14 protein-coding genes are annotated in these 24,662 nt (G+C 42.8%); 10 read left to right on the forward strand and 4 right to left on the reverse strand.

Annotated features, from left to right (window positions below):
* Positions 1 to 33 precede the first annotated feature (33 nt).
* Entirely contained in the window at positions 34 to 3,591 is a 3,558-nt protein-coding gene (gene nifJ / locus DWX23_RS08885; protein ID WP_122374219.1) for a pyruvate:ferredoxin (flavodoxin) oxidoreductase, read from the forward strand.
* Between the two features lie 79 nt (positions 3,592 to 3,670).
* Here the strand turns inward: nifJ and DWX23_RS08890 are convergent, their stop codons facing one another.
* Complete coding sequence (locus DWX23_RS08890) at positions 3,671 to 4,705, reverse strand: aldo/keto reductase (RefSeq protein WP_122354979.1); 1,035 nt, start codon at positions 4,703 to 4,705, stop codon at positions 3,671 to 3,673.
* Between the two features lie 106 nt (positions 4,706 to 4,811).
* Here DWX23_RS08890 and DWX23_RS08895 point away from each other — a divergent pair, with 106 nt between their 5' ends.
* From DWX23_RS08895 to DWX23_RS08910, 5 genes are all read left to right on the forward strand, one after another.
* Entirely contained in the window at positions 4,812 to 5,585 is a 774-nt protein-coding gene (locus tag DWX23_RS08895; protein WP_122374220.1) for a Cof-type HAD-IIB family hydrolase, read from the forward strand.
* Positions 5,586 to 5,618: 33 nt separating this feature from the next.
* A complete protein-coding gene (locus tag DWX23_RS08900) occupies positions 5,619 to 6,170 on the forward strand; it encodes a carbonic anhydrase (RefSeq protein WP_122354975.1) in 552 nt (183 codons plus the stop codon).
* 180 nt (positions 6,171 to 6,350) lie between these two features.
* Complete coding sequence (locus DWX23_RS24965) at positions 6,351 to 6,509, forward strand: hypothetical protein (protein ID WP_165359927.1); 159 nt, start codon at positions 6,351 to 6,353, stop codon at positions 6,507 to 6,509.
* Positions 6,510 to 6,801: 292 nt separating this feature from the next.
* Positions 6,802 to 7,800 carry a M28 family metallopeptidase gene (locus DWX23_RS08905; protein ID WP_122374221.1) on the forward strand — a complete coding sequence of 333 codons (999 nt, stop codon included), beginning with the start codon at positions 6,802 to 6,804 and terminating at the stop codon, positions 7,798 to 7,800.
* 27 nt (positions 7,801 to 7,827) lie between these two features.
* Positions 7,828 to 8,370 carry an FKBP-type peptidyl-prolyl cis-trans isomerase gene (locus tag DWX23_RS08910; RefSeq protein WP_122374222.1) on the forward strand — a complete coding sequence of 181 codons (543 nt, stop codon included), beginning with the start codon at positions 7,828 to 7,830 and terminating at the stop codon, positions 8,368 to 8,370.
* Between the two features lie 124 nt (positions 8,371 to 8,494).
* On the opposite strand, the gene DWX23_RS08915 is transcribed toward DWX23_RS08910, so the two are convergent.
* The 3 genes from DWX23_RS08915 to DWX23_RS08925 form a co-directional block, all read right to left on the reverse strand.
* Positions 8,495 to 9,133: a hypothetical protein gene (locus DWX23_RS08915; RefSeq protein ID WP_147382529.1), complete on the reverse strand. Its 639-nt coding sequence runs from the start codon at positions 9,131 to 9,133 to the stop codon at positions 8,495 to 8,497.
* A gap of 67 nt (positions 9,134 to 9,200) precedes the next feature.
* The gene (locus tag DWX23_RS08920; protein ID WP_122374224.1) at positions 9,201 to 11,099 is read right to left on the reverse strand and encodes a SusD/RagB family nutrient-binding outer membrane lipoprotein; all 1,899 of its coding nucleotides are present in this window, start codon (positions 11,097 to 11,099) and stop codon (positions 9,201 to 9,203) included.
* A gap of 31 nt (positions 11,100 to 11,130) precedes the next feature.
* Entirely contained in the window at positions 11,131 to 14,556 is a 3,426-nt protein-coding gene (locus DWX23_RS08925; RefSeq protein ID WP_122374225.1) for a SusC/RagA family TonB-linked outer membrane protein, read from the reverse strand.
* Between the two features lie 695 nt (positions 14,557 to 15,251).
* Between DWX23_RS08925 and DWX23_RS08930 the strand changes: the two genes are divergently transcribed.
* The 4 genes from DWX23_RS08930 to DWX23_RS08945 all read left to right on the forward strand — a co-directional run bounded on the left by DWX23_RS08930 (position 15,252) and on the right by DWX23_RS08945 (position 24,628).
* Positions 15,252 to 18,614: a SusC/RagA family TonB-linked outer membrane protein gene (locus DWX23_RS08930; RefSeq protein ID WP_122374226.1), complete on the forward strand. Its 3,363-nt coding sequence runs from the start codon at positions 15,252 to 15,254 to the stop codon at positions 18,612 to 18,614.
* Positions 18,615 to 18,630: 16 nt separating this feature from the next.
* Positions 18,631 to 20,403 (forward strand): SusD/RagB family nutrient-binding outer membrane lipoprotein, encoded by a 1,773-nt coding sequence (locus tag DWX23_RS08935; protein WP_122374227.1) that lies wholly within the window; start codon positions 18,631 to 18,633, stop codon positions 20,401 to 20,403.
* Between the two features lie 99 nt (positions 20,404 to 20,502).
* On the forward strand, positions 20,503 to 21,174 hold the full coding sequence (locus DWX23_RS08940; RefSeq protein ID WP_147382530.1) for a hypothetical protein: 672 nt from the start codon (positions 20,503 to 20,505) through the stop codon (positions 21,172 to 21,174).
* Between the two features lie 286 nt (positions 21,175 to 21,460).
* Complete coding sequence (locus tag DWX23_RS08945) at positions 21,461 to 24,628, forward strand: SusC/RagA family TonB-linked outer membrane protein (RefSeq protein WP_122374229.1); 3,168 nt, start codon at positions 21,461 to 21,463, stop codon at positions 24,626 to 24,628.
* The last annotated feature ends 34 nt before the right edge of the window (positions 24,629 to 24,662 follow it).

Genomic DNA, 24,662 nt, shown 5'->3' on the forward strand with positions numbered 1-24,662 from the left:
TAAAATTCTTTTAAATACTAATAGTAAAAGTCTATGACAAAACAGAAGAAATTTTTGACCTGTGATGGTAACCAGGCTGCTGCACATATCTCCTATATGTTCAGCGAGGTAGCCGCTATCTACCCCATCACTCCGTCGTCTACAATGGCAGAATATGTAGACGAATGGGCTGCCGCCGGACGTAAGAACATCTTCGGCGAAACGGTTTTGGTGCAGGAAATGCAATCGGAAGGTGGTGCTGCAGGTGCAGTTCACGGTTCTTTGCAAGCCGGTGCCCTGACTTCAACTTACACAGCTTCTCAGGGATTGTTGCTGATGATCCCGAACATGTATAAGATCGCTGGTGAGTTGCTTCCTTGCGTATTCCATGTGTCTGCCCGTACATTGGCATCTCATGCTTTGTGTATCTTCGGTGACCATCAGGATGTAATGTCTGCCCGTCAGACAGGTTTCGCAATGTTGGCAGAAGGTTCTGTACAGGAAGTTATGGACCTGTCCGGTGTTGCTCATCTGGCTACTATCAAGTCTCGCGTACCTTTCGTGAACTTCTTCGACGGTTTCCGTACATCACACGAAATCCAGAAGATCGAAGCGTTGGAAAATGATGACCTGGCTCCGCTGATCGACCAGAAGGCGTTGGCTGAATTCCGTGCACGTGCATTGAATCCGGAAAAACCGGAAGCTCGTGGTATGGCTGAAAACCCGGATCATTTCTTCCAGCACAGAGAATCATCGAACAAATACTATGAAGCAGTTCCTGCTATCGTAGAAGAATATATGAACGAAATCTCCAAACTTACAGGCCGCAAATATGGTTTGTTCGATTATTACGGAGCAGAAGATGCAGAACGCGTAATTATTGCTATGGGTTCTGTAACAGAAGCTGCCCGTGAAGCTATCGACCACCTGACGGCTCAGGGTGAAAAAGTTGGTTTGGTTTCTGTTCACTTGTATCGTCCGTTCTCTGCTAAGCACTTCCTGGCTGCTGTTCCTAAGACTGCGAAACGTATTGCTGTTCTTGACAGAACAAAAGAACCGGGTGCTACCGGCGAACCTTTGTATCTGGATGTAAAAGACTGCTACTACGGAACAGAAAATGCTCCTGTTATCGTTGGTGGCCGTTATGGTTTGGGTTCTAAGGATACTACTCCTGCTCAGATCCTTGCCGTTTATGAAAACCTGGCATTGCCGATGCCGAAGAACCAGTTCACACTGGGTATCGTAGACGACGTTACATTTACTTCTCTTCCTCAGAAAGAAGAAATCGCTTTGGGTGGTGAAGGCATGTTCGAAGCTAAGTTCTACGGTTTGGGTGCTGACGGTACTGTCGGTGCTAACAAGAACTCTGTAAAGATCATCGGTGACAATACAAATAAATATTGCCAGGCATATTTCTCTTATGACTCTAAGAAGTCTGGTGGTTTCACTTGTTCTCACCTGCGTTTCGGTGACCATCCGATCCGTTCCACTTATTTGGTAAATACGCCTAACTTCGTTGCTTGCCACGTTCAGGCTTACCTGCGTATGTACGATGTAACTCGTGGTTTGCGTGAAAACGGTACATTCCTGCTAAACACTGTATGGAATGGCGAAGAGTTGGCTAAACACCTGCCGAATAAGGTAAAGCGTTATTTCGCTCAGAAAAATATTACTGTTTACTATATCAATGCAACTCAGATTGCATTGGAAATCGGTTTGGGTAACCGTACCAATACAATCCTTCAGTCTGCATTCTTCCGTATCACAGGTGTAATTCCTGTTGACCTGGCTATCGAACAGATGAAGAAATTCATCGTGAAGTCTTACGGTAAGAAAGGTGAAGATGTAGTTAATAAGAACTATGCTGCTGTCGATCGTGGTGGCGAATATACTCAGCTTGCTGTCGATCCGTCATGGGCTAACCTGCCGGATGATGAAGTTGTAGCAAACAACGATCCTGCTTTCATCAACGAAGTAGTTCGTCCTATCAATGCTCAGGATGGTGACCTGCTGAAGGTTTCTGCATTCGAAGGTATCGAAGACGGTACTTGGCATCAGGGAACTTCCAAATACGAAAAACGCGGTGTAGCTGCTTTTGTTCCTGTTTGGGAACCGGATAACTGTATCCAGTGTAACAAGTGTGCGTATGTTTGTCCTCACGCTTCTATCCGTCCGTTTGTGTTGGATGCTGCTGAACAGGCTGCTGCTCCGTTCAATAACTCTTTGAAAGCTACAGGTAAACAATTTGAAGGAATGCAGTTCCGTATCCAGGTTGACGTTCTTGACTGTCTGGGTTGTGGTAACTGTGCCGATGTTTGTCCGGGTAATCCGAAGAAGGGTGGTAAAGCGCTTAAGATGGCTGCTCTGGAAACTCAGTTGGCCGAAGCTCCGAACTGGGATTTCTGTGCAGAAAAGGTTACAAGCAAACAACATCTGGTTGACATCAAAGCTAACGTGAAGAACTCTCAGTTTGCAACTCCGTTGTTTGAGTTCTCAGGTGCTTGCTCCGGTTGTGGCGAAACTCCGTATGTGAAATTGATAACTCAGTTGTTCGGTGACCGTGAAATGGTAGCTAACGCAACAGGTTGTTCATCTATCTATTCAGGTTCTGTTCCTTCAACTCCGTATACAACAAACGAAAAAGGACAGGGTCCGGCTTGGGCTAACTCATTGTTCGAAGACTTCTGTGAATTTGGTCTGGGTATGGAACTGGCTAACGAAAAGATGCGTGCTCGTCTGACGAATGCAATGAACGCAATTATCGCTGGTGAAAATGCTCCTGCCGAAGTGAAAGAAGTGTTGAAAGCATGGGTTGAAAACCAGAACGATGCTGATAAGACAAAAGAACTGGCTCCTCAGATAATCGCTATTGCTGAAGAAGGTATCACTCACGGCTGTCCGCTTAGCGCACAGATCAAGGAACTTTCTCACTTCCTGGTAAAACGTTCACAGTGGATCATCGGTGGTGACGGTGCTTCTTATGATATCGGTTACGGTGGTCTCGACCATGTAATTGCTTCAGGTAAGAACGTTAATATCCTGGTTCTGGATACCGAAGTTTATTCTAACACTGGTGGTCAGTCTTCTAAAGCTACTCCGGTCGGTGCAATCGCTAAGTTTGCAGCTGCTGGTAAGAGAGTACGTAAGAAAGATCTGGGGCTGATGGCTACAACTTACGGTTACGTATATGTTGCCCAGATCGCAATGGGTGCTGACCAGGCACAGACATTGAAAGCGATCCGCGAAGCTGAAGCTTATGACGGTCCTTCATTGATCATCGCTTACTCTCCTTGTATCAACCACGGTTTGAAGAAGGGTATGGGTAAGAGCCAGCAGGAAGAAGCAGATGCAGTAGCATGTGGTTACTGGCACTTGTGGCGTTATAACCCGGCATTGGAAGAAGAAGGCAAGAATCCGTTCTCTTTGGACAGCAAAGAACCGGATTGGAGTAAGTTCCAGGACTTCCTGAAGGGTGAAGTACGTTTCGCGTCTCTGACAAAACAGTTCCCGGCTGAAGCAGGCGAATTGTTCCAGGCTGCTGAAGACAACGCTAAGTGGAGACTGAATAACTACAAGCGTCTGGCTAAACAGCAATGGGGTGTTGAAGAATAATTGATTATTTGATCATCTAAATAGTAAAAACGGAATCTTCGAAAGAAGGTTCCGTTTTTTTATGAAGTTAAATGAGGTTCTAAAACTGAATCTGTGCATTCAGGAATGGGAACTGTGCCTGATGCCAATAAGGATAAACGGGAGTGACCTGGCTGGCATCATCTAAACGTTTTACCTGTTCCGGTGTCAGATTCCACCCGACAGCTTCCAGGTTTTGTTTTAATTGTTCCTCTGTGCTGGCTCCAATGATCAGGCTGGAAACAGTAGGACGTTGCAATAACCAGTTCAACGCACATTGTGCAACAGTATGTCCCGTCTCTTCGGCTATTTCATCCAATACATCCATAATATTGTACAACCGTTCGTAAGATGTCGCTTCGTCTGGAATAGGGCTGCCGCCGCGAGCTACACGTCCGTCAGCCGGTATCGGATTATTTCTTCTGTATCTCCCACCTAAGCGGCCGGCAGAAAGAGGACTCCAGATAATAGAGCCGACTTTCTGATCGATACCCAGTGGCATTAACTCCCATTCAAACTCCCTGTTAAGCAATGAATAATGCACCTGCTGTGCCACATAACGGCTCCAGCCGTATCGTTCGGAGACTGATAATGCTTTCATCAGATGCCATCCGGAGAAATTCGAACAGGCAATATACCGTATTTTACCGGCTGTGATCAGATCGTCCAATGCGCGAAGCGTTTCCTCTACCGGAGTATTGGCATCGAACCCGTGCATGTGATAAATATCTATGTGATCGGTATTCAGCCGCTTCAGGCTGGCTTCGCAAGCTTCAATCAGATGAAAACGGGAAGACCCCATTGCATTACGGCTTTCCGGATTCAGGTTGAATGTCGCTTTAGTTGAGATCAGTAACTTATTTCTCAATCCCTCCATCGCTTTACCCAATATCTTTTCAGATAATCCGTCTGAGTATGCATCCGCCGTATCAAACAGATTCACGCCTGCGTCGAGGCAACGGTTTATCATGCGTCTGGCTTCTTCTACCTGGGTATGTCCCCAACCTTCGAAACCATTTGTACCTCCAAAAGTAGCAGTTCCTAAACAGAGAACCGGCACGTATAGTCCTGATCCTCCTAATTGTCTGTATTCCATAGTTTACCTATTAAATTGTTATTAAGATCTTACTTACAAAGGTATATAAAATATGCATGTGTTTATTTATTCTTATCTTTGTATCAAATTTAGGTTATTAAAAAGTATGGTTAAGGCAGTTTTTTTCGATATAGACGGGACATTGGTTAGTTTTAAGACCCACGAAGTTCCGCAGTCAACTATCGAAGCATTGGATATGTTAAGAAAGAAAGGTATTAAAGTTTTTATAGCTACAGGGCGGCACTTCAGTTCTATCAACAATCTGGGAGATTTACAGTTTGACGGATACGTTACATTGAACGGGGGATATTGCTTTGCCGGCGATAAAGTCATTTATAAACACAGTATTCCTGACAGGGATGTCGAAGCCCTGATCCGTTATATGGAAACGGAAGAATCTTTTCCATGTGCATTTGTCCGGGAGAAAGATATCTATATGAATTATAAGGATGAAACGGTGGAAGAGATATTCAATATGTTGAATTTTCCGGAGCCGCCTATCCGTCCGATGAGTGAAATACGGGGTGAGACCGTTTACCAGCTTGTTTCTTTCTTTACTGCCGATCAGGAGAAAAAGATCATGCAGATTTTGTCTCATTGTGAATCGACCCGTTGGAATCCTTTATTTACAGATGTTGTTCCTGCCGGGAGCAGCAAGCGAATCGGGATCGATAAGATGCTGGAATATTTCAGGATACCGTTGAATGAATGTGTAGCATTCGGTGATGGCGGCAATGATGTTGCCATGCTTGAACATGCCGGAATTGGCGTGGCTATGGGAAATGCGGAAGACGATGTGAAACGATATGCCGATTATGTAACCGATTCTGTCGATGAGGACGGAATATTCAAAGCGTTGAAACATTTGAACATTATCTGATCGTAAGTTGTTTCTATACTAAGAAGTAAACATATGATTGACGAATTACTAGTATTTAATAAAGAGTTCGTAAAGAACAAAGGATACGAAAAGTTTATCACGAATAAGTATCCGGATAAGAAAATTGCGATTGTATCTTGTATGGATACTCGCCTGACAGAACTTCTTCCTGCCTCATTGGGTATCAAGAACGGTGATGTGAAAGTCATAAAGAATGCCGGAGCAGTCATTTCGCATCCGTTTGGTAGTGTGATACGCAGTTTGTTGGTTGCCATCTATGATTTGGGGGTAACTGAGATCATGATCATCGGACATTCGGATTGTGGCGCACAACATATGGATAGCGATACGATGATAGAAGCCATGAAGAAACGGGGCATTCCTGCCGATCGTATCGATATGATACGTTATTGCGGAGTCGACTTTAAAGACTGGCTACATGGTTTCGACTCGTCAGAAGGTTCTGTTAGGAATACAGTGAATCAGGTTCTTCATCATCCGTTGATCCCTTCCGATATAACGGTTAGAGGCTTTGTAATTAATTCAGTTACAGGCGAATTGACAGAGGTGAAACAGGAAGTTTAGCTTCTAAAAAGATATGACTATAAATTAAATAAATGTAAAGATAGAAATTATTTATATGTTTTATAGCATAGTTTTGAATATAATGTCTATCTTTGCATTGTAAACAAAAAGAAAAGATTAGAGTTTAGGTTAATTATTAATGAGTCTTCCAAGCGTGGAAGACATAAAAATGTAAAGATTATGATGACAAGTAGAAATGAAGAAAATCTTCGTGCTTTAGCGATGTTGCGTTATCAGGCTGATCGTTATCAGTCAATGAGAAATGGTACAATGAGTCAGCGAGTAAATGCTGAAATCCGCCGCCTATTAGAAGAAATGGGCGCTAACGCAAAAAATTAAACAAAAAGATTAGTATATTATTAGATGTTTTCTCTTCACCAAAGTCTTTTAAAGACTGGTGAGAGACAAAAGATGGGCATTCGACACTGGCAGATCAGTGAAGATTAGCCTTTTTTTATTTTATAGCCCTTACAATTCTTCAATTTATCTTCTATCTTTGCCTTGGTAAACGAAGATAGGCTGTATTTGGCATAATCAAAACAAGTTTTGCTTCTGCTCTTATTTGCACTATCTTTGTACGCGAAAGCTGAAACTATATTATTTCCAATAATTTGTAAAACACAATCATACGATGAAAAGAGTAGGTTTATTTGTAGCATCCGTTATGCTATCTACAACCCTTTGGGCACAGTCGCCTATTGAAAAAGGACTGAATGTAATCAATAAAGAGAATGCGGAGGCATATATCGGTTTTCTGGCCAGTGACGAACTGGAAGGGCGTGAAGCCGGTTTCCAGGGAGGACGTATTGCCGGAGAGTATATCGTATCCAATCTGAAGACAATGGGGATTGCACCTTTGAATGAATCTTATTATCAACCTTTTGAAGCTTATAATAAAGAACGCCAGAAGCGAGGACGTTTCCAGGTACATCCGGATTCGATCGCTCAGTTGAAACAAGGAGTACATCAGAAATTATCCATGCGCAATATCCTGGGAAAGATAGAAGGAAAGAATCCGAATGAATATGTTATTATCGGTGCCCATTACGATCACCTGGGATTTGATCCGATGCTGGACGGCGACCAGATCTATAATGGTGCCGATGATAATGCTTCCGGGGTATCGGCTGTTCTGCAGGTAGCGAAGGCTTTCCTGGCATCGGGCCAACAACCGGAACGTACCGTGATCTTTGCTTTCTGGGACGGGGAAGAGAAAGGATTGCTGGGCTCAGAGTATTTTGTGCAGAACTGTTCTTTCCTGAAAGATATTAAAGGATATTTGAATTATGATATGATCGGTCGTAACTCGAATGAGGCGGTTCCTGAGCAGGTCGATTATTTCTATACAGAAGCAAACAAGGCTTTCGGGGATTGGCTGAAGAATGACATCAAGAAATACAACCTGAACCTGAAGCCAATTTATCATGCCTGGGACAAACCGGTAGGAGGGAGTGACAATGGTTCTTTTGCCAAACGTGAGATCCCTATTATCTGGTATCATACCAACGGTCATCCGGACTATCATATGCCGAGTGACCATGTAGAAAAGATCAATTGGAATAAAATAGTTGATATAACGAAAGCCTCTTTCCTGAATATGTGGAATCTGGCGAATGAAAAGAAGTATTAATGTTGAATTTAATCATGTGAGTAAAGAATGAAATCAATTTATGTAGCCCTATGTTGGGTGGTGGTGATGGTTACCGGTTTGGTAGCTTGCAGTGATGATGAGGGAAAGACGATACCTGCTCATACGGAAGCAGAGAAACTTTGGATTGCTCAGAATCAGGCATATTTCCAGGAAAGGAAGGCGATTGTGGAAGAGGATGGACAATTATTATATCAACAGTTGGTTGTGGAGGATGATACCTTGTTATACCGTGTATTGGAAGTTGGCCAGGTCGATTCTGTTCCGACGATAGACTCGGATGCGAAAGTTTCGATGTTGGGGATATTACCTGTCTCTAAGGATCAGATTGTCGGAGATAGCAAGGGAAATCCCGTAGAAATGACATTCGATCTGGATAGTCCGGATTTGATCAAGGGATTGGCTGCTCTTTTGTTGCAAACCCATAAAGGAGAAAGAGTGGAAACTATTATTCCTTATCAGTTAGGCTATGGAGAAAAGGATTATCCTTATCCGTATATTCCGTTGTGCTCAACGCTTCAGTTTACTTTGACCGTAAAAAGTTTTGAGTAATCCTAAAAAGAATTTCGTAATCCGGCGTCACTTTTATAGAGACGCTTTACAAGTTCTGATATATAATGTAAAACGGGTGACGCTGTCATAAAAAGCAGGATCACCCGTTTTTTATTTAACCTGATTATAATCCCAGGCAATAATTGACAAGTGTGATGACATCTTTTGCATTCTTCATGTCTGTTTTCGTTTCTTTTATATAAGTTTCGATGAGGTTCTCTTTGCCGGGAAAGAGTTTTAATAGCGATTTCTTATTTTTGAATTTCAACGGAGTACCATCACGGAATATGCAATATTCATTCTGATTGGCGAGCTTATACACTTCCGTGTATTGATTTTCGTAAGTGCTATAGTTTAACTGGTTCGTATTTAAAGTTTCCACTTTAGCCTGTTGCGTTACGCCGAAAGCATTTTTATATCCCTGGGAAGTATTCTTCAACAACCAGTTTATACCGATAAGACCATTCGGTATCTGTAGTATCTCATAGAAACTGGATCCGGTTGGAATGAATTTGGCATTTCCAATATAGACCGTATCGATCTGGGCAACGTTGGTAAGGAGCATTTCTTCCGAACCGTTTTTGAACATCATCTTCTGATTGCCGGCATCGTAATTGAGTTCTGCCATTGTCTTGGAGTTGTTCTTCATTAACACGACACCCTTCGAGTAATCTTCGAAAAGCATCTGACGTTTCTTCTGTGCATTAACACTACCTACGGTTGCTATACAGCACAGGATGGTGATTAACAGGTATGTTCTCATTGTTGTAGAATATGTGAAAGAGCAGTTACAGAATCTGTAACTACTCTTTCGAGGTTATTAATAGGAATTAATTCTTTGGCCCTTCACCCCATTGCGGAGCACCCTGATCCTGCCATGTACGTTCTGAATTCAGAATAGATGTATTCGCATCACCGGCACCTGTGATGGTGTAACCCTGTGCTGCATACGCATCTCTCTGGATCTGGTACAACTGGCTCATCTCGTTAGGAACACCAGTCTGGAAACGACGCGGGAAGTTGGTCACAGGAATAGAAGCATAATTCTCACGGCTGATAAACTGTGAATTGAATTTAGGCAAGCCTGAACGACGGGCGGTAACAAACTGATCGTAAGGATACATGGTAAAGTTGATCAACTGCTGCAAGTATACTTTTTCCAGTTGTTCGCTGGCTGAACCGGTCAACTGGTAATCGTCTGATGCCAGCATCGCTTCGATCTCTCCGCTTTTCAGTTCGATGGAAACTTCATTCGGATCATAATCATAAGTAGTACCGTAATAAGCGATCTGGTTTAATCCGGCTACCTTATCATATTCCTGAACAGACAGTTTAACACCTTGTGTGAAATAGCTTTCAGCCGTACCGGGCAAGTTTGCTCCTAATAGTTTGAACTCAGCCAGATACAGGTTTACCTCACTTCCACCCAGATACAAACCGTACCAGGGACGGCTGTCGTTTTTGGTGATTACAGGACCGCCGGGAACTGTTGGCAGGGTGAAATTATAGTAACGTCCGATAACCATCTGATGCTGGTACATAGAGTAGGGGCGATAGCTTTTTGCACTCTGGCCGTTTTCGTCGGTAATCTTGTAACGGTTTTCATAGTCAAACCATTCACCGTAAACAGCCGAATTGTTTTTGGCATTATATTCAACCGGAAGGCCGTAATAACGAACCCAAGGTTCACCCATTCCTTTCCATTTCACGAATGTTTTCTTTCCGCCGGACGTGGTATATTCAACGTTTTCTTCGATATAGGAAGGAATCGCCTTGCCCTGATCGTAGAATTCCTGAATGATTTTAGAGTTCCAGTCGTTTTTACGATAAAGGAAACGAACGCGAGGGTCTTTGTTTTCAAGCATGAAATCTACTATACGCTGGTTGGAAGCCATTCCGTCCATAAATCCGTTACTCCAGTGGTAAATGTAATCGTCACTGCTTGAGTTTACGACACTTTTGTTGAACAACATGGCATCATCCAAAGAATCGATATAGCCGCAGGAAGCATTTGCGACTTCCGAAGCAATAGTCAGAGCTCTTGCTTTATCCTGAGATATCAAACGGGCAGCAATTCTTAGTTTCAGCGAATTAGCCATTTTGGCCCACTTGGCACGGTCGCCTTTATAAACGATATCCTGCTCGTTTGTAAAAATCTGGTCGGTGGCAGTCGTGAATGTTGTAATAGCTGAATTTAATTGATCCAACCACAGCGTGTACAGATCGGCAATTCTGTCGTAAGCCGGGGTCAGAGTACCGCCATGTAAGGCATTGCCGGCTTCCGTAAACTGAATATCTCCATTGATATCGCTGCTTGAAAGTGCCAGATAAGTAGTAAGAACATCTACGCATGCGGCTGTTACGGCATGTTTGGCTGCATCTTCCTCGCTCATGTTCGAACGTAAATAAGTGATTTCGTGTGCCAGTTTCAAAGTGTTCACATAGCTTACGCCACCAGTAACAGTCGTCAATGCGGAGCTTTCGGTAAAGCTGCCGGTCGGTACCGCCATCTGACTCCATGATGTCAACATCGGTGCGTCATAAAACCAGAATGTATATCCAAAAGGTTCAAAGTCCATAGCGGCCATTGCGAACAGATAAGACGGGTCACCCACAGTCACCTGCGAAGGGCTGGAGTTGATATCTGCGAAATCATCACGGCATCCGGTGGTGCATACCAAGGCTGCACTCAGGCCGAATCCCATTAATATATTACTATATTTGTTCATGTCTCAATTAATTTAAAGTTTCTTGTTTTGTTTAGAATCCAACATTAATAGTAAATGTGTAGTTAGCAGTCAAGCCGTTGAAAGAACGGATACGGAACTCGGAAGCAGATGTACCGCGGACAGATTCCGGGTTGATCTTATTCGGCATCGTATTCAGCAGATAACCCAGGTTACGTCCGGATACCGACAGGTTCAGATGTTGTGCCCCCAGTTTGTGTGCAATCTTGTTAGGCATTCTGTAAGATACGGTGATTTCACGTACTGCGATGTAATTCAGTTTCTTCACCCAATCGTCGTTCACGACACCTGTTCCCCATGCATTGTTCCAGTAATGCCATGCCGAAGCATGCTGTGGGTCTACGAGGCCCTTGTCATACAAAGCCTGGTATGTTTCGCCACCGGCAGCTACCGTATAAGCGCTTCCGTCAGGAAGAGGAATAGATGTTCCGCCTTCGATCAGACCTACCGGAATCAAACCGTCGTTATACTGCTGACCGTCCCAGATGGAAGTATAGCTCATACCGCCGTTTTCTGCGTCACGCCATTTCAGGGAGCTTTCCGTAAAACCGTATGCCAGACCGTAACGGTTTGCATAAGACGCTACATAACCTCCGAAACGCATATCGAACAAAGCACGCAGACTCCAGTTTTTATACGTAAGCGAAGTACTTACAGAACCCAGGAAGTCAGGAACCATCGAACCAACCACTTCCGCTTCACCGCTACGCTGGTAATACATGGCATGCATACCTCTGTCGCCGCCATAATAAGAAGTGGCGTTCAATATAGGCAGGCCGGTCTTTTCGTCGATCTTTGCTTTCGAGTCACTCATCAATACCCCATAAGATTCACCTACTTTTGCCACCGAGCCAATGCGATAGTTTCCATATGCGACACTACCGGACAACTCTATGTAATCGGCTACATTCGGGTGCAGTTCAACGATTTTATTGTTGTTCTTGGTGTACGTAAAGTTCAAATCCCACTGCCAGTCTTTGTTTTTGAACGGTGTCGTATTCAAGGCAATTTCCAGCCCCTTGTTTTCGATATTACCGGCATTGATATGCTGATTGCTGATACCGGAGATACCCGGAACGCTGATCGACATGATCTGGTCCTTTGTATTTTCCTTATAATAAGTCATGTCGATACCGATACGGTTAGACAGGAAGCGCCAGTCCAGACCAATTTCCCAGGCATTCTTACGTTCTGGTTTCAGGTTCGTAGAATAAGCTGTCGACGGGATACTCAGAGCATATACGTTACCGCCTCCTTGTAACTGGGCAGTCAGCAATGAATAAGCCGAGTTGATCGTATAAGCATCCGTGTCATTACCAACCTGTGCCCATGATCCGCGCAGTTTGGCAAAAGAGATCCATTCCGGAAGCTGTTCGCGGAACGTTTCGTGAGCCAGCCAGGATGCGGAAATAGACGGATAGAAATAGGAGTAGTTACCATGTGTATCCGAATAAACCAGGGCAGACGACCAGTCATTACGTCCGGTCACATCCAGGAAGAGCTGGTCTTTCCAGCTGGCACTTGCCTGGAAGGATAAAGACAGCATACGTTTTTCCCCTTCTATCTTACCGCTGTAAGACGGCGTATTGATAGAGTTTGCAATAAAATACTGGTTAGGAACAACCAGACCGCCGTTTGTATTTTCAGCCATGGTCTGTTGCATATTGTTGAAATATTCACCACGGATGAACCCGCCGAATGTGAAATCGCCCACACTCTTGTTGAACGTAAACGCGGCATTCAGGTTGGTCTGTTCCTTTGTGTACAGTCCCATTCCATAATAACCGCTCTTCTTGTTTGCATAGTCGGAGCCGGGCTGTTTCTCTTCGTAACGTCTGTAATAATAGTTGTAGTTACCTTCCGCACGGAATTTCATCCAGTCGGTCAGTTCCATATTCAATACCAATGTCGGACGTACAGAAGTTTCTTTCTGTGAATAGTCATTTTCATAAATCGCCCACCAGGTACTTCTTCCCGGGTTGTTACCGTATTCGTCGCCATAGCTGGCACTTGCCAGACCGCCGTGAGTTCCTTTATAACGTTTACGGAAATACTGTGTATCGTATGTACGTCCCCAGGTACCGTCTACGAACAACTCACCGATATTCGGCTGCGCATTCTTCGGATTTGAATTGGCGAAAGCAATAGATGCTTCCACTTCGATCTTGTCGGTAATCTTATGGGATGCCTTAGCCAGGAACGATGTACGATCGAAGCTGTTGTTCGGTAATGTACCGCTTGCATACTTATAAGACAGAGAAGTATAGAAAGAGGTCTTTTCGCTGCTACCGCTGACGGATACGTTCGTATTGCTGTTGAATCCTAAATTATACGCATCCTTAAAGTTATTCTCAACCGGACTGTAGGCAATTGTCGAATAGTCATAGTTTTCAATGTCGCGTCCGTCGAATGCCGGTCCCCAATGACGACCTGTTCCGCCTGTAAGAGTCGGATTACCGGCTGAATTCAGATGGAACTGGCCGATGTTGTCATACAGATAATAGTTTCCACTGGCATCGGTTTCACCATAGCCGACATTACCGGTATAGTTTCCGCGTCCGTATTTATTCTGCAACTTCGGTTGTTTGAACATATGGTCGATACCGAACGTCTGCGAAACGTTCACACCGATACCCTGTTTGCCTTTACCCGATTTCGTCGTGATAACGACTGCACCGTTCAAACCGCGTGAACCGTAAAGGGCGGTAGCGGCTGCACCTTTCAGAACAGACACTGTCTCGAAGTCGTCCGGGTTCAGGTTCTTCAACTCATTACCGTAGTCGTAATTATGAGCTGTCCAGTCTGCATCCCCGTCGCGGATCGCGTTATCCAGGATAACGCCGTCTACTACATAAATAGGCTGGTTGTTTTTACCCAGTGTAGATGCACCACGGATCTGGATCTTGGTTGCACCGAACATACCACCGTCGGAACCGGCAATTTCAACCCCTGCCACTTTACCCTGTAAAGCAGAGACCGGGTTGATTGCGTTGTTCAGCAATTCTTCACCTTTTAATTCGGTAACGGCATATCCCAATGCTTTCGTTTCGCGTTTCATACCCAAAGCGGTAACAACCACTTCATCCAGAGCTTGTGAATCTTCCTTTAACGACACACGAAGAGAGGACTGTCCGGTATACCGGATTTCCTGTGTGGCGTAGCCGATAAACGAGACCTGGATGGTGGCTCCGTTTTGCACGTTTTCCAGTGTAAAATTACCGTTCACGTCGGTAATGGTACCATTTGTGGTTCCCTTCACAACTATAGAGGCTCCGGCAACGGGTCCGAAGTTGTCCTCTACTACTCCGGTGACTCTCCCATTCTGTTGGGTAATCCCGGTACTTTGCTTACTTGGCATCAGATCTGCGTATGCGCTCCCTGAGAAACCGAGTGCGCCAGCGATCAGAATTAAGCTGACAGGCTTTAAGTTTTTCAACATAATTGATAGTTTTTAGATTACTGAAGTGTTATTTTGGCGAATAAGCACTTCTATGTTTAATTTGATGTATTATTGTATATCTCTTGTAATTTAATATCTGTCTAAAATTGTGTTTAGCGATCATCATAGTTCTAAAAGGACTATAGTTATTTCGGTTAAAAATAAAAAGATGGATATAAGTACTAAAAGAACTTAAGTAATTATAGCTAATTATTTAGAAATCTGCCTATTGCATAATATGTTGTTTTGTAGTATGATATGAATTTTATGTATATATCTCACTTTGCAAATAGAATTATCTTTTCCTGATTTTTGAGTAAAATATAGACACCTTATAAATGTTAACAGGAAAATGTAATCATATTTCTTCAGAGAAGTTTTGTAAATCTATATTAACATATGAACCGTAAATCAAGTGTCCTGTTAACTTAATTACGATGGATTATTGTTAGCCAATGTGTTAAAAACAAAATCTTGTGATAATTTTTTGACGAAAAATAACACTGGGTAATAATTATTTCATATATTTGTCGCGGATATAAAATGTACAGAGTTCTTTTAGAACTGAGGTAACGCCAACTAAAATACACACTAGTTTCTAAAATATTACTGCGAATTATATCCAAAGAGATTTAGAACAGACCATTGTTTCGCCAAAGCAGTGTCTATTTTATGTTCAAATAAAACCATCAATTATGTTGAAAAACTTTAAGCCTGTGGGCTTATTGCTGTTAGCCGGAACACTAGGTATCCCCGGATATGTGTCTGCGGATACGGTTGCAGCAATGCCAAAAACCAGTATTTCCCAACAGAATGGGAAAGTGACGGGAGTAGTTGAAGATGAATTCGGTCCTGTTGCCGGAGCATCTGTCGTAGTGAAAGGTACAACTAATGGATCGATTACCGATATGGACGGTAACTTTACATTGGAAGGTGTGAAGAGCGGTGACATTATTCAGATTTCTTTTATCGGGTATGCTACCCAGGAAATCAAGTATACTGGTCAACCTGCTTTACAAGTGAAAATGGCTGAAGATGCTCAGAAACTGGACGAAGTTGTTGTAACAGCTTTGGGTATCAAACGCGAAAAGAAAGCACTGGGTTATTCAGTAAGTAGTGTAAAAGGTGAAGAACTGACCGAAGCCGGTACGCCGATGAATGCTATGCAAGCTTTGTATGGTAAAACTTCTGGTTTGCAGTTACAATCTACTGCTTCCGGTCCTTCTGGTGGTATGAACATTAAAGTTCGTAATGCTATTTCTTTGACAGAAGATTCTTCTACTCGTCCATTGATTGTAGTGGATGGTATTCCTATTCATGATGAAAATACAGGACAGTCTACTAATAGCCGTACCGGTGGTGACCATGGTACAGGTTTGAATGACATCAATCCGGAAGACATCGCTTCTATTGAAATCCTGAAAGGTGCAAAAGCGGCCGTTTTGTATGGATCGGAAGGTGCTAATGGTGTTATGTTGATTACTACTAAAACCGGCGGTAAAAAAGGATTAGGTATTGATTTTGGTATCAATCATTCTTGGAATATTGCTGCTTATCTGCCTGAATTACAGAATGAATTCGGTACAGGTTCGAGTGCAGGTACTGCTGCTTTAAAAGAAATCTCCAAAGATGGTTTCTATACAATGACCGATCCAAATACCGGACAAACAGTTGAGTCATTGTGGAGAGGTTCCAGTTATAATTTTGGTCCGCGTTTGGATGGCCGTCAGTTATTATGGTGGGATGGACAGTATCATTCTTATTCTGCTCAGAGAAATAATCAAAGGGATTTGTACCGTACAGGTGGTCAGACTAATGTGAATTTTGCATTGAGCAATGGAGGTGATTTGGGATCTTTCCGTTTGTCATACAACTATCGTGATTACAATGCTATCTCTTATGGTGCAGATAACAAAGCTCACTCATTTAGTTTTGCTGCAGACCTGAAAGCAAACGATTGGATTAAGGTGAAAATGAACACCAACTTTTCGAATACGAAGGATCATAATGCTCCGTACGCCATGCAAAGTTTTGCAACCTATGGTTTCCCGCGTGAACAGGATGTCAACCTGATCAAAGATATGTATTTGACAGATGAAGGTTACAATTATTTCAGCATGAATAATTCAGTTACGCAGATGGCTCCTTATACCAGTTATTTCTCTGATTATTATTGGGCACAATTACGTAATTCAAATGACTATGACCGTAATCACTTGATTCAGTCATTGAACGTTGATGTTACATTCAATGATAAGTTCTCCTGGACTACGTTGGGAGGTATTGACTGGACAGTTTCTGATCAGGAAATTAAGCAACATGTCAGCAAACCGTTGTCTTATGAAAATAAGCAAGGTTGGTATCAGATTGCAAGTAAACGTAATATGATTATGTATGGCCAGTCTTCTTTTAATTACAATCAGACATTTAATGATGTTTGGGATTTGTCAGCTATGGTCGGTGGTGCTGTTAAGTATAATAAAGAAGAATATCAGGAACAATCTGTGCAGGAAACTTTCGCTATTGAAAACTGGTTTTCTTTGAGTAATACTCGTGAGGATTTTGGTCCTCGTTCAAGTCGTACCCGTGGAAATGATTTGTTGTTAAGTGTGTTCGCTTCTGCTCAATTAGCTTATGCCAACCAGGTTTACTTGGAAATTCAGGCTCGTAATGACTGGTCTTCTATTCTTCCTCCTGAAAATAATCATTATTTTTATCCAGGAGCCAGTTTATCATGGATCTTCACGGAAGCATTCGATATTCCAAGCTTGAACTTTGGTAAGGTACGTGCTTCTTGGGCCGATGTAGGTCGCCCTGGACCTCGTTATTATGGAAACGTAGACTTCTCGTTAGGTGCGTATGGTGGACAGCCTACCATGTCTTTACCGGATTATTTGCCACCTGCAGACTTCGCCTCTGCCAATGGCGGATTCCCGGTTCCCAATTTGAAACCTGAACGTAAGCGTGAATATGAAATTGGTTTGGAAGGTGCATTTTTACCAGGTAACCGTATCGGCGTAGATTTCTCTTTCTTCCATAATAATACCTATGACCAGATCACAAAGTTAACAGTACCTTCTTCTTCTGGTTTGACAGAGGTTCGTATGAATGCTGGTGATATCGCTCAGAGTGGTATTGAATTTTCTGTAAATACAAAGCCGATCATGACTAAAGACTGGACATGGGAAGTCGGATTTAATTTGGCAAATTATTCAACAAAAGTAAAGAAGTTAGGTAAAGGTATCAATCAGTTGGATATGTGGGGTGCAACGGGTGCTTCTGTTCGGAGTATTCCTAATGGTGAATATGGTGAAATCTATATTTATCCATATCAGCGTGACGAAAATGGCAACCGTATCGTTAATCAGGGAACCGGTGTTTGGGACTTTGATAAAACACAGATGATCAAAGTTGGAAAAATTACTCCGGATGTTGTTGGTGGTCTTACAACTAGTCTTTCATATAAAGATTTTTCTTTGAGTGCTGTATTTGACTTCCAATTCGGGGCAACTATGATTTCTCAGACAAACATGTTTTTGTTGGGTAATGGTTCCGGTGTTGAATCATTAAAGTATCGTGATGAAGCACGTGGCGGTCTGCCTTATTATGTGAATACTGCTGGAGAGCGTATCCTGTTAGATAGCCACTCTGCAGCTGTTCCTGCTGATTCATTTTATCCATTCATCCTGCATGATGGTGTAATCACACCGGGTGTAACGAGTGATGGAAAACAGAATGAAAAACTGATTACTGCTGAACAATATTATAGCCAGTTATACTGGCAAGGAGGTATGGATTTGTCAGAAGATCAGATTTATAAAAGTGATTATATAGCTTTGCGTTCTTTGTCGTTTAATTACAATTTACCGAAAAGCTTCTTGTCAAAATTCAAGATTCAAAGTGCACGTATCAATGCTTTTGCAAACAACTTGTGCTATATTTATAAGGCAATTCCGAATGTAACACCGGAATCTACACAAGGTACTAACTCGTTTACAGAGGTTAGTAGTATCCCTGGTGTCCGTAGTTTTGGTTTGGGTCTTAATGTTTCATTCTAAATCAGTATAACAAAGTATGAATACAATCAGAAAATATATAACCAGTTTAGCTTTGGGCGTTGCCGTAACTGGAGCAATGGTGTCATGTGACACGCTGGATGAAAAATTTTATAATCCGGATAAATTGACAGAAGCTGACTTCAGTTTGTTGTTTGCATCTGCTCAAACAAAAGGGCATTTGTTCCGTTATGACTATGGTGCGACTTACCATTATATGAGAGGCTTTGGTAAGATGTTGGGATTAGGTGTCAGCCCATTATATTTGGATAAGACCCAAAATAATACGATTGTTCGTCCTTGGGATGGTTGGTCAGGTACTCCATTTAATGAGTTTATTTTTACGCAGACTTGTACCAATTATAGCAAAGAACTCAGTGGCATGAAATTATTATATGCAGACATGACGGAGGAGGAACAGGAACAAAACAAAGTGTATATGCTTTGTAGTGATATCATCCGTTCTTATGCATTCCAGCGTGCAACAGACTTGTACGACGATATGCCTTATTCGGAAGCCGGTGGTGCTTTTCAAGAACTGTTTTATCCTAAATACGATACGCAGGAAGAGATTTACATGAATATCATGGAAACTCTAAAAAGTGCAGCTGCCGACTTAACAGCTTTCCAGTTTCAGACTGATGCACAAAAGTCGAAGTTCTCATCCGTAGATATTTTGTGTAATGGTGATTTGGACAAATGGATTCGTATGGCTAATTCTTTGCGTTTGCGTATGGCAATGCGTCTCTGTCATGTGAAATCGGATGTAGCTCTTTCGACTATTAAAGAGTTGGTTGCCGAAAATCGTATGTTGACAGAATATTCACATGATCTTGGTTTTGAAGAACAAGATAAGACACATGCTTTCGAGGTGACATTCTTCCGTGGGTTGGATGAACGTGGATATGAATCAGGGGCACCGGCAACAATTATTAAAGATATCATGAATTATGAATATCAACCGGGCGATGAAAATGGTATCACTCGTCACGATTTTGACCCACGTCTGTATGCCATGTTCCAAACTGATATTCATGGACGTTATATAGGTTTGCCATTAACAATGGAAGAAGCAGAAGCAGAGCTTCCTAAATATTATACAGAACAGGAATTGACTGATATGTATAATTTTAACGATGTGGTTACAAATCCGTGGAATCCGGAACGTATTCCTACGATGTATAATCGTCGTACTTATTTCAATTTTGATATGAAATTTCCAGTGATGGGTTCAACGGAAACAAACTTGCTATTAGCTGAAGCCGCAGTGCGTTGGCCGGGTGAGTTTGGTAGTATTGATGTTAAAGGATGTATTAAGAAAGCTATTGATGCTTCTACTCGCTTCTATTACAATGTGAATAAAACAATGAGTTATAATGAATCTTCTCTGCCAAGTATTTTGTACGTTCAAGCAAAGGCTAAGGCTCCGGAGTTGGATGAAGAACATTTGGCTGATTATGAAGAATTCGCAGCTAATAAATTTGTTGCTTTGGCATCAACAAAGGATAAACTAAAATTTATTTTCGACCAGAAGTTCTGCCATATGAATATCATGAATCCATATGAAATTTATAATGAAGCACGTCGTTTGGTGAAAGACTTTGACGGAGAACTGCCATTTGTTGCTACTCCTAACGTTGTATTCCAGGAACGTATGTTCTACCCATCCAGTGAGTTGACTAATAATGCAGAAAATTTTGCAAAGGTTGCTTATAAAAATACGTATGACACACCGGTGTGGTGGACAGGGCGTACAACTGCTGCTGAGAATCATAATGGTAATGCATTGTAATAAACATTAGCATAATGCTATATAATAACAAAGGCTGTCGAGAAATTTTCGGCAGCCTTTATTTCATTATATAAATGTGATTTCAATCTATAATATACAATGAAAACAATATATTTTCTTTTCAAAACGCTCCTTATTTTGTTTACATTCCCTTTCATTTTAAGTGCGCAAGAAACAGTAGAAATGTCTTCGGATGTTTTCCTGTTCGATCGGTTTATCAATGGAAAGATCTTGTTGACCGATAAGAGCTATATAGAAACTCAGTTCAATTATGATTGTGAAAAACAGGAATTATACTACAAAGACGGTAATGAATACCAAATGATGTATAACACTTCGAATATAGATACTCTCTGGATCGGGAACCGGAAGTTCGTCCCGGCTCATGAAGGTGTCCGTTTCTTTGAATGTATTCCCGCTGGAGACCGAATATTGCTGGTCGATTGGAAAATAAAGTTATATTATAAAGGTAAACGTGGTGCTATGGGAGTAGTCTCTCAAGCCGGAGGACAAGCATCTTTTGATATGTCTTTGATGCAAAACAAAGGACTTAGTAATCCGGATAACAGTGTATATAAAAAGGATTACCAAAATACCTATCGAATTTATCTGGATGGACAGCAAGTATCTTTCAGTAACCTCAAATCATTCTTAAAACTCTATCCCGATACTCATCGGAAAGCCATCCGTCAGCTGGTAAAAGAGCAATCCATTCATTTTGATGATCCATGGCAAGTAGCTAAATTGATAGTTCTTTGTCAGACTATGTAGGAAGAAGGTTCTTTCTTCTTTATTTTCACAAATCCATTACAAGTATTTGTGATTAAAAATAAAAAAAAGTTATGCTCTGATTGAGTAACCAATAAAAAAGAGTTCTCATCCTCCTTTTGATTTATAGCTTGTACCTTTCGCCGGGAAGGCTTTTAGGGGGAACAAATCCCGTTGTTCCCCAATGTTAATCTTGCAACAACGCTTGTTTCTTTCTGTTTATATTACCAAATGACGTTGGTTGACGCCAAACACATTTAATCTAATAAATTAAACAAAAAACATCAGTATGTTGAAAAGATTCAAATCTGTCAGCATGATTCTCCTGGCGGGCGCGTTGGGTTTCAACGGAAACGCCTTTGCCAATCCGAATACCGGGAATCCTGCTATTGACATTTCCCAACAGGATACGAAAGTAACGGGAACAGTAGAAGATGAGTTCGGACCCGTCGCAGGGGCTTCTGTTGTAATAAAAGGTACTACCACAGGTACTATGACCGATATGGATGGTCATTTCACTCTGGAAGGCGTAAAGAAGGGAGACATTATCCAAATCTCTTTTATTGGTTTTGCCACACAAGATATTCCTTACACCGGACAAGCTACATTGAATGTTAAACTGGCAGAAGATGCCCAGAAGCTGGATGAAGTCGTTGTGACTGCTTTAGGTATGAAACGTGACAAGAAAGCACTGGGTTACGCGATGCAGGAACTGAAAGGTGACGAATTGCTGTCGTCACGCGAACCGAATCTTGCCAATTCATTATCAGGAAAAGTCTCCGGTCTGCAGATCGTGCGCTCCAGTAATGGGGTAGGAGGTTCTTCTAAAATCGTTCTGCGTGGTAACAACTCCCTGACCGGTAGTAACCAGCCGCTGATCGTAGTCGACGGTACGCCGATGGATAACTTCACAGGCGGTGTCGATGATGTATGGGGTAACTCCGGTGCCGATATGGGTAACGGTCTTTCCGATATCAACCCCGAAGATATCGAATCGATGACAGTGCTGAAAGGTGCTTCTGCTGCCGCTTTGTACGGGTCGCGTGCCGGTAATGGTGTGATCCTGATCACCACTAAGTCGGGAAAGAAGAACGAAGGTCTGGGTATCACGGTCAATGCCGGTATCACGACTGAATCGATTTTCCTTAAACCGGATCTGCAGAACAGCTTCGGACAAGGTTCGGTCGGTGCTTACGATAACCAGTCGCGTTTGAGCTGGGGACCGAAAGCGGAAGGACAGATGGTCTCCGACTGGCTCGGACGTCAGGTACCTTTAAAGACTTATGATAATATAGATGCCTTTTTCAATACCGGGACTTCCTTCAATGAAGGTGTCAGCTTCCAGCAGAATATAAAAGGGACATCGGTATTTTCTTCTATCAACCGTTCGGATGATGCCGGTATCACTCCCGAATCAAAACTGAACAAGACGAATATTACTTTGCGTGCAACCACTTTCCTCGATGAAGCCGAAAAGTGGAAGATCGATGCCAAAGTGAACTACATCAATATGAATGCCCACAACCGCCCGATCCAGGGTGTCAATCCTTCCAATGCATTCAACACGATCTATAATTTGCCCCGTTCACTGAATGTAGCTGAGTTCAAACAGGATGTGGATGAACAGGGAAACATGATCTGGTGGGATGCCTCGAAGAATCCGCAGGAAAACCCGTACTGGGTAACTAAATACCGGCAAAACAACGATACCCGTAACCGTTTGCTGGGTAATATCGCATTGAAATACGCTCCAACGAACTGGTTCGATATCGAACTCCGGGGGGGTACCGACTATTATACGACTACTAAAAACGAAAAAGTATATGCCGGTGGAAATACAACGCCAAGTGGTCTGTACAACGAAGGTTCTGAAACATTCTACGAAAATAACTATAGTTTCCTGGCTACAGCCCGTAAGGATAACCTGATCGACCGTCTGGGTGGATTTGTTTCTTTTGGTGGTAACCTGATGATGCAGAAACGAACGAAGATGAATGCTTCGGCAGGCGAACTGCTTGTCCCGAACCTCTTCTCCCTGAACAATGGTATCAATAAACCGACAGTCACCTCCGAACTGATCCGCCGCAAGATGAATTCACTGTATGGATCGTTGCAATTGAACTGGGACGGTTATCTGTTTTTGGATGTGACGGCACGTAACGACTGGTCGTCTACTATGTCGAAAGCCAATCGTTCTTATTTCTATCCGTCGGTCAGCTTGTCGGGCGTTATCTCCGATATGGTTCCGAAGTTGGGCGGGCAGATGCCTGAATGGTTTACCTTTGCCAAGGTGAGAGCTTCTTATGCAGAAGTAGGTAACGACCTAGATCCGTATCAGTTATACAATAACTTTACGGTAGGAAAAGATGAGAATGGGAATACGACGGCTGCTCCGGGTAATGTGCTCTTTGATTCTACGGTACGCAGTGAGTTGATCAAATCGTGGGAAGCCGGTTTCGATGTCCGCTTCTTCAATAACCGTTTGGGATTGGATGCTGCCTGGTATAAGACAAACGCCACCCGCCAGTTGCTGAACCTCCCGATGGACCCGTTCTCCGGTTATAGTTCACGGAAAGTAAACGCCGGTAATATCCAGAACGAAGGTATCGAGATCTCATTGAACGGTGCGATCCTCGATAACCCGAAAGGGTTGAGCTGGAATTCGACGGCACAATTCTCTCTGAACCGGAACAAGATCATCGACCTGTATCCGGGTGTTACCCTCTATGATATAAAAACATTGGATGCTATCCAGATCGTAGCCGTACAAGGTAGTTATTACGGTGATATCTACGGACAAACATTCCAGCGTGTAGAAGATAAGAACGATCCTAACTATGGTAAGATCATTGTAGGTGAAGACGGTCTGCCTCTGATCACGACCGGCAAATCGAAGGTCGGTAATCAAAGTCCCGACTGGATGCTGGGATGGACAAACAGCTTTGCGTATAAAGGTTTCAATCTTAGCTTCCTGGTAGACTTCCGTATCGGTGGTGACTTGTATTCGGCTACGGCTTCCAACCTGTATGTCCGTGGTAATGCCGCCGGAACAGTAGTCAACGGCAATCGTCAGGACTTCGTGGTCCCTAATTCTGTGGTACAGACCTCTAACGGTTATGCGGAAAATAAAGTCCCTGTAACTCATCAGAACTATTGGGAACGTATCGGTTCGACCGGAAACTACGGTTTGCCTGAAATGTTTACGTATGATGCTACCAATATCCGTCTGCGTAACATCACGCTTGGCTATGACTTTAACCGGGCCATGTTACAAAAGACACCGTTCCAGCGCCTGCGTCTGTCGGCCACTTGTAACAATGTATGGATGATCCATTATAACCTGCCGGGTATCGACCCCGAATCCGTATCGGCAACCAATACGAATGCCACCGGATTTGAAAACGGGGCTGCACCGACCAGCCGCTCATTTACATTCAACGTAACGGTAGGATTTTAAAGATGGTTTAATAAGAACAATAAAGAAATAAAAC

The sequence above is a fragment of the Parabacteroides sp. AF18-52 genome (assembly GCF_003479145.1).
GTDB classification, from domain to species: Bacteria; Bacteroidota; Bacteroidia; order Bacteroidales; family Tannerellaceae; genus Parabacteroides; species Parabacteroides faecis.

Bases quoted from the DNA above. Each gene is read 5' to 3' on its own strand.
- nifJ (WP_122374219.1), top strand. From the start codon at position 34: ATGACAAAACAGAAGAAATTTTTGACCTGTGATGGTAACCAGGCTGCT.
- DWX23_RS08890 (WP_122354979.1), bottom strand. From the start codon at position 4,705: ATGGAATACAGACAATTAGGAGGATCAGGACTATACGTGCCGGTTCTC.
- DWX23_RS08895 (WP_122374220.1), top strand. From the start codon at position 4,812: ATGGTTAAGGCAGTTTTTTTCGATATAGACGGGACATTGGTTAGTTTT.
- DWX23_RS08900 (WP_122354975.1), top strand. From the start codon at position 5,619: ATGATTGACGAATTACTAGTATTTAATAAAGAGTTCGTAAAGAACAAA.
- DWX23_RS24965 (WP_165359927.1), top strand. From the start codon at position 6,351: ATGATGACAAGTAGAAATGAAGAAAATCTTCGTGCTTTAGCGATGTTG.
- DWX23_RS08905 (WP_122374221.1), top strand. From the start codon at position 6,802: ATGAAAAGAGTAGGTTTATTTGTAGCATCCGTTATGCTATCTACAACC.
- DWX23_RS08910 (WP_122374222.1), top strand. From the start codon at position 7,828: ATGAAATCAATTTATGTAGCCCTATGTTGGGTGGTGGTGATGGTTACC.
- DWX23_RS08915 (WP_147382529.1), bottom strand. From the start codon at position 9,133: ATGAGAACATACCTGTTAATCACCATCCTGTGCTGTATAGCAACCGTA.
- DWX23_RS08920 (WP_122374224.1), bottom strand. From the start codon at position 11,099: ATGAACAAATATAGTAATATATTAATGGGATTCGGCCTGAGTGCAGCC.
- DWX23_RS08925 (WP_122374225.1), bottom strand. From the start codon at position 14,556: ATGTTGAAAAACTTAAAGCCTGTCAGCTTAATTCTGATCGCTGGCGCA.
- DWX23_RS08930 (WP_122374226.1), top strand. From the start codon at position 15,252: ATGTTGAAAAACTTTAAGCCTGTGGGCTTATTGCTGTTAGCCGGAACA.
- DWX23_RS08935 (WP_122374227.1), top strand. From the start codon at position 18,631: ATGAATACAATCAGAAAATATATAACCAGTTTAGCTTTGGGCGTTGCC.
- DWX23_RS08940 (WP_147382530.1), top strand. From the start codon at position 20,503: ATGAAAACAATATATTTTCTTTTCAAAACGCTCCTTATTTTGTTTACA.
- DWX23_RS08945 (WP_122374229.1), top strand. From the start codon at position 21,461: ATGTTGAAAAGATTCAAATCTGTCAGCATGATTCTCCTGGCGGGCGCG.